Origin of the sequence: uncultured Anaerococcus sp. (genome assembly GCF_937934665.1) — a bacterium.
Classification (GTDB): Bacteria; Bacillota; Clostridia; order Tissierellales; family Peptoniphilaceae; genus Anaerococcus.
The window spans coordinates 1-5738 of the sequence record NZ_CALGYW010000141.1; the positions used below are offsets into that span (position 1 = coordinate 1).

7 protein-coding genes are annotated in these 5738 nt (G+C 34.6%); 3 read left to right on the forward strand and 4 right to left on the reverse strand.

All coding sequences use genetic code 11. The features are described from left to right. Window positions 1–688 (forward strand): hypothetical protein (locus Q0410_RS07295; RefSeq protein ID WP_299034999.1); only part of this gene is annotated, 688 nt, incomplete at its 5' end. Window positions 689–742: 54 nt separating this feature from the next. Here the strand turns inward: Q0410_RS07295 and fabG are convergent. Further along, window positions 743–1471, reverse strand: coding sequence for an elongation factor P 5-aminopentanone reductase (gene fabG / locus Q0410_RS07300; protein WP_299035002.1), 729 nt, complete (start codon window positions 1469–1471; stop codon window positions 743–745). A gap of 67 nt (window positions 1472–1538) precedes the next feature. Here fabG and Q0410_RS07305 point away from each other — a divergent pair, with 67 nt between their 5' ends. Next, a complete protein-coding gene (locus Q0410_RS07305; RefSeq protein WP_299035005.1) occupies window positions 1539–2891 on the forward strand; it encodes a hemolysin family protein in 1353 nt (450 codons plus the stop codon). Window positions 2892–2900: 9 nt separating this feature from the next. After that, window positions 2901–3737 carry an aldo/keto reductase gene (locus Q0410_RS07310; RefSeq protein WP_299035011.1) on the forward strand — a complete coding sequence of 279 codons (837 nt, stop codon included), beginning with the start codon at window positions 2901–2903 and terminating at the stop codon, window positions 3735–3737. A gap of 70 nt (window positions 3738–3807) precedes the next feature. Here the strand turns inward: Q0410_RS07310 and Q0410_RS07315 are convergent, their stop codons facing one another. From Q0410_RS07315 to Q0410_RS07325, 3 genes are read right to left on the reverse strand one after another with little or no spacing between them, the layout of a single operon-like run. Beyond that, window positions 3808–4350 carry an NADPH-dependent FMN reductase gene (locus tag Q0410_RS07315; RefSeq protein ID WP_299035013.1) on the reverse strand — a complete coding sequence of 181 codons (543 nt, stop codon included), beginning with the start codon at window positions 4348–4350 and terminating at the stop codon, window positions 3808–3810. Between the two features lie 11 nt (window positions 4351–4361). Next, window positions 4362–5210: a pirin family protein gene (locus Q0410_RS07320; RefSeq protein WP_299035016.1), complete on the reverse strand. Its 849-nt coding sequence runs from the start codon at window positions 5208–5210 to the stop codon at window positions 4362–4364. Continuing rightward, window positions 5203–5625, reverse strand: coding sequence for a MarR family winged helix-turn-helix transcriptional regulator (locus tag Q0410_RS07325; protein WP_299035019.1), 423 nt, complete (start codon window positions 5623–5625; stop codon window positions 5203–5205). The genes Q0410_RS07320 and Q0410_RS07325 overlap by 8 nt, the downstream gene beginning before the upstream one ends. Window positions 5626–5738: the final 113 nt, after the last annotated feature.

Here is a 5738-nt window from a genome sequence, read left to right on the forward strand (position 1 = left end):
TAAAAAACTCCAATTTGCTATAGGAAATTTTAATGAAAAAGATAAAAACTATAATATTTTAGGAAAAGAAAATATCTTTTATGTAAAATACGATGAAGAATCTATAGATAAGAAATTTACCTCATATCACTTTTTGCCCTTCTTAAGCCATGAAGCTTTGCATTATTATATGCAGAGCGATTGGGATAATATCACATTTAGAGGCTTGTCCTACGATGGTAAAGAGCTTGATTTGCTTGACAAAGAATATCAGATTCTAAGCAAAATCAAAGAAGCAATAGATGATAAAGCCGACAAAGATACTCTCTTATCTTTGGGAAAAGATTATTTAAAAGTCATGGACGAAAGATTTGAAAATACTGATAAGGAGAAGATTGAAGCGGAGATTTTTGAAGAGACAATGGAAAGAGCTGCAAATTATGTATCCATAAAGGCAAGCAAAATTATTGGTTATGACTATGGTATATTGTATTTTGATAATACCAAGGATGTTGACTTTGTGGATATTGTTCCAACCATAAAGAAGGGTGAAGTTGATCAAAGCATTTTGGGAGAGAAGATTGTTTACGAATCTGGAGCACTTTTGTGCCAATATTTAGATGCAATTGAAGCTTCTGATTGGCAAGAAAAACTAAATGCGAAAGGCAAAACAGACCTTAGTCTTTATAGTCTTATAAAAAAAATCTAAAATAAAGCCTTATTAAAACGAGTGAAATTTGTCCACTCGTTTTTGCTTTAAAATCTAATAAAATCCACCATTAATGTCTATTATTGACCCTGTTATATAAGAAGCCTCATCTGAGACTAGAAAAGCAACTAGGTCTGCAATTTCTTTTGGATCTGCTAAGCGGCCTAGGCCTATATCTTCTTTGATTAGGTCAAGCTCCCTTTTGCCAAAATCTTCTTTCATCATATCTGTAAGGACAACTCCAGGTGCTATGGCATTGACCCTGATATTTGATGGGCTAAGCTCTTTTGAAAGAGCCTTGGTAAAGGAATTAATAGCACCTTTTGTAGCTGAATAGCAAGCTTCAAGGGCTGCTCCCTCTCTTCCCCAGATTGAGGACATATTTATAATAACTCCATATTTTTGACTTATCATTGGACCGATGGCTCTTTTTGAAGTAAGAAAAACTGAGCTTAAGTTTGTATTTATTATCTCCTGCCATTTGTCAAATTCCATGTCTTGGATAAGACCGACGTAAGATTTTCCTGCGTTATTAATTAAGATATCAACAGAGCCAAAGTTTTTTTCTATAGTATCAAATAAATAGTCAACCTCATCTTCCTTTGACACATCAGCCTTGATAGCAAGAGACATAGGATTTACTTTCCTAATCTCATCAAGGAGAAGAAGGGCTTCGGCCTTTGAATTGTTATAGTTTATTACGATTTTATAATTTTCGGCAAGTCTTCTACAGGTAGCTGCCCCAATTCCCCTAGAAGAGCCAGTTATTAATACTGTTTTCATAAGATTATTATAACATATTTTTATAAATAAGGTATATTGGATAATAATATATACATAAGGAGGACCTATGGAAGATGGAAGTTTATGGCCGAATATCTTACTTATAATAGCCCTTACAGCAGTTAATGCTTTTTTTGCATCAGCTGAGATGGCAATGGTATCGGCAAATTCAAGCAAAATAAAAGAACTAAGCGAAAATGGCAACAAGAGAGCTGATATGATTTTAAACATATCGAAAGATCAGACAAGGTTTTCATCTACAATCCAAGTTGCTATAACCCTTGCAGGATTTTTCTCATCTGGTTCTGCTGCAACAAGCTTTTCTAAGCCAATAGGAGAGTTTCTAGAAAACTACAGTATACCATACGGAGATACTATATCCTTTATACTTATAACCATAGTCTTATCTTATATCACCCTTGTTTTTGGTGAACTGGTACCAAAGAGAATTGCCCTTACTAATTCAGAGAAGGTTGCTCTTTCTTCTGCTAAGATTATCGATTTTAGTTCTAAAATATTTAGCCCCTTTGTAAAGCTCTTATCCCTATCAACTGTTGGAGTTTTAAAACTTACTGGAAATTATTCAGAAGAAGTTGAGGAGAGAATATCTGAAGAAGAGCTAAAAAGCTATATTAGAGTTTCTAGTCAACAGGGTGTGATAAATGATTCTGGTGAAGAAATGATAGTAAATATAATGGATTTTGATGATACTTTAGCAGAAGAAATAATGACACCAAGAACATCTATTTATATGATAGACTATGATGAATTTGACGAATCAAAAATTGATGAGATTCTTAATCAAGGTTATTCAAGGATTCCAGTTTTTAAGGAAAATCAAGATACGATTCTAGGTGTTGTCAATGTGAAGGATTTGTTCAAAGAATATGCTGCTAATGATTATAAATTTATAAACCTTGATAATTGTATCAAAGAAGCATATTTTGTACCTGAAACTAAAAAGATAGATATCTTGCTTAAGGAGTTTCAGGAGATGAAAAATTATATGGCAATTCTAATTGATGAATATGGTGGTTTATCAGGCATGGTGACCATGGAGGATATTGTTGAAGAAATTGTTGGAGAAATAGAGGATGAGTATGATAGAGCTGAGACTTTAATTAAGAAAATATCCGATAAGGAATACATTGTTGAAGGATCTATGGATATTGATGATGTAAATAGTGAGATAGGAACATTTTTGTTTTCTAATAATCATGAGACAATATCTGGCCTTATTATTGAAAACCTTGAGTTTATTCCAGAAGATAATAATAAAGACCAATTGAGGGTAAAAGTTTGTGGATGTATTTTTACTATCTTATCTGTAACAAATAGAACAATTGATAGGGCATCGATAAAGATTGTAGAAGAAGAGCAAGATGAAGCTAAGAAAATCTATAAAAAAATGAAATCTTAAAGAGGTATTATGAAATATTTTAAGTTAAATAATGGTATAGAAGTCCCTGCCCTAGGATTTGGGACCTATAAAATCACAGAAGAAAGTGATATGGAAGTTGCCATAGGAGAGGCGGTAGATAAGGGTTATAGGTATTTTGATACTGCAAAATATTACGAAAATGAAAAGATTTTAGGAAAATATCTAAGCCAGGCAGGTCTTAAAAGAGAAGACTTTAAAGTCGCAACAAAGGTATGGCCATCTTCTTTTGATACTGATGCTTGCAAAAAAAGCTTAGATGAATCCCTTGATAACCTTGACCTTGGCTATATTGATATAATCCTTCTTCATTGGTACGGAAAAGATTTTGACAAGGCTTGGAAGGTTTTTTGCGACTACAAAGACCAGGGACTAGTAAAATCTTTAGGTGTTTGTAATTTTACCATAGATCAGATGACAGAGCTTGTAAATATTGGAGAAAAGCCAGTCTTAGACCAGCTAGAAAGTCATCTTTACCTACAGGATAAGAAAACTCACGAGTTTTTAAAGACAAATGACATTCTTCACCAGGCTTGGGGTCCACTTTCCCAAGGAAAATCAAACCTTCTTGATGAAAAAATCCTAAGAGAAATAGGGGATAAGTACGGTAAAACTCCTGCTCAAATCGCTTTAAAATGGAACATAGAAAGGGGAACCATGGTCCTAGTTAAGTCAACAAATCCAGGAAGGATAAAAGAAAATATATCAATCTTTGACTTTGACCTAGATGATAGCGATATGCATGCTCTAACAAGCCTTGATAAAAATACTAGGTTTTCAAATGACCCAGCAAACAAGGAATGGCTTGGCCAGATCAGAAGGGGATAGATTAAAAAATAAGTAAATCAAAAAAACCAAGGTCCAAATCTATTGAGATTGGCCTTGGTTTTTGTATTTTTTATGAGTGTTTTTTAGCAAAGTCTACAAAAGCACGAGTTGAGTCTTCTAGGAAGGTTTTTGTATCTTTTACTAGATTTCCGTCTTCATCAAAAAGGGTGTGGATTGCTGCTATATAGACTTCTGGTTGGTTCATGGCTATTAGGTTTACATAGACAAAATTTTCTTTTAGGGCAAAGTTACCCATCATGCCGCCTGATGTGCCCATTGATGCAGAAAATACTGCTGCGACCTTGCCGTCCCAGAGGTTACCCTTTGGATCACGGCTTCCTATGTCGATTACGTTTTTAAGGGCTGGTGCAAGGGAGCGGTTATATTCTGGGGTAAAGAAAAGGTAGGCGTCGTATTTTCTAAGTTCTTCTCTTATTTTTGTATATTCTTCTCTCGGATTTTCTCCGTCATCATCTTGGTTATAGAAAGGAAGGTAGGAGATATCTATGATTTCTGCCTCGTTTCCTTCGTTAATTATATTTTTTGATATTTCTGCTAACTTTTTGTTAAAAGATCCCTTTCTTAAAGATCCTACTAGTATTCCTATTTTCATTATTTTTCTCCTTAATCTTCAAATTCCATCTTGTCTCTGATGAACCTACCTGTATTTAAATCATTAAAGGCTTCTTCTAGTTCATCTTGGTTATTCATTACAATTGGTCCAGCCCAGGCGACTTTCTCATTTAGGGCCTTAGTTGAAAGGAAAAGCACTTGGGCATAGTCACTATCATTTTTAATTGTAAGTTTACTGCCCTTTGTAAGCTTAGCAGCTGTCTTCTCTTTGATTTGTTCTCCTTCGATTTTTATATCACCAACTAGGGTAAAGACCATTACTGAACTATCTTCCTTAGTATCAAGGTTAATTTCTCCGTCCTTTTCTAGGTGGATATCATAATAATCAAGAGGGAGGTGGCGGCCTTTAAAGCCCTCATATTTTCCAAAAGAACCCGCTAAAAGTCGAATTTTGCCATTATCAAAAGGAATTTCCTTGATATCTCCTTTTCTAATAGCATGGTAGTAGGGATTGGAAAATTTATCTTTTTGTGGAAGGTTTAGCCAAAGTTGGACTCCTAAAAGTCTTTGGCTTGCTGGGACTTGTTCTTCATGAAGAATTCCACTTCCAGCATTCATCCACTGTACTTCGCCATCTGTGATGGTATCTTCGTTTCCGAGAGTATCCTTGTGGACCATTTTACCTCTTGATAGGTAGGAAATAGTCTCAATACCTCTGTGAGGGTGGAGGGGAAAACCAGCTGTATATTCGTCTGGATTTGTGCTATCAAAGGAATCGAGCATTAAAATCGGGTCGAATTCCTCAACCGTTTCCCTTCCAAGAACCCTTACCAGACTCACACCTGCGCCGTCCTTGGTTCTAAAACCTCTTATTGGGCTTTTAACTTTTCTTTTAGTCAATATTTTCTCCTAACTTTTTTAAGTGGTCAAGGAAGATCTCCTTTTCTTCAAGCCTTAACTTTGCCATGTAATCATTGATCATTTTTTCATTTTCAGGAACAATTTTAGCTATTATTTCCCTACCAGGATTGGTGAGGGAGATAAGGCAGATTCTTTTATCATTGGGACTACTCTCTCTTTTTATATATCCCATTTTTTCAAGGTTAGTAATTACCAGAGAAATAGTTCCAACGCTAGATAAAATTGCATCCCTAACTTCACTTATTGATAGCTTACCCTTGGAGTAAAGCGCTTCTAAAACCATAAATTGGCTAAAGGAAAGCCCGTACTTACTTGCAATGGCAAAGGTTCTGCTATCGAGTTCTTTGACATTCTTATGAAGGCCAATAAGTATTTTTAAATTTTTATTTTGCATATGACCTCCTTTAGATACATCTAAGTAGATATATCTAACTAGATATAATATACCCTAATTAATTTTTTAAAAACATTTTTTAAAATAATTTTGCTTTTCTATTAGAAAGGCAA

Bases quoted from the DNA above. Each gene is read 5' to 3' on its own strand.
- fabG (WP_299035002.1), bottom strand. From the start codon at position 1,471: ATGAAAACAGTATTAATAACTGGCTCTTCTAGGGGAATTGGGGCAGCT.
- Q0410_RS07305 (WP_299035005.1), top strand. From the start codon at position 1,539: ATGGAAGATGGAAGTTTATGGCCGAATATCTTACTTATAATAGCCCTT.
- Q0410_RS07310 (WP_299035011.1), top strand. From the start codon at position 2,901: ATGAAATATTTTAAGTTAAATAATGGTATAGAAGTCCCTGCCCTAGGA.
- Q0410_RS07315 (WP_299035013.1), bottom strand. From the start codon at position 4,350: ATGAAAATAGGAATACTAGTAGGATCTTTAAGAAAGGGATCTTTTAAC.
- Q0410_RS07325 (WP_299035019.1), bottom strand. From the start codon at position 5,625: ATGCAAAATAAAAATTTAAAAATACTTATTGGCCTTCATAAGAATGTC.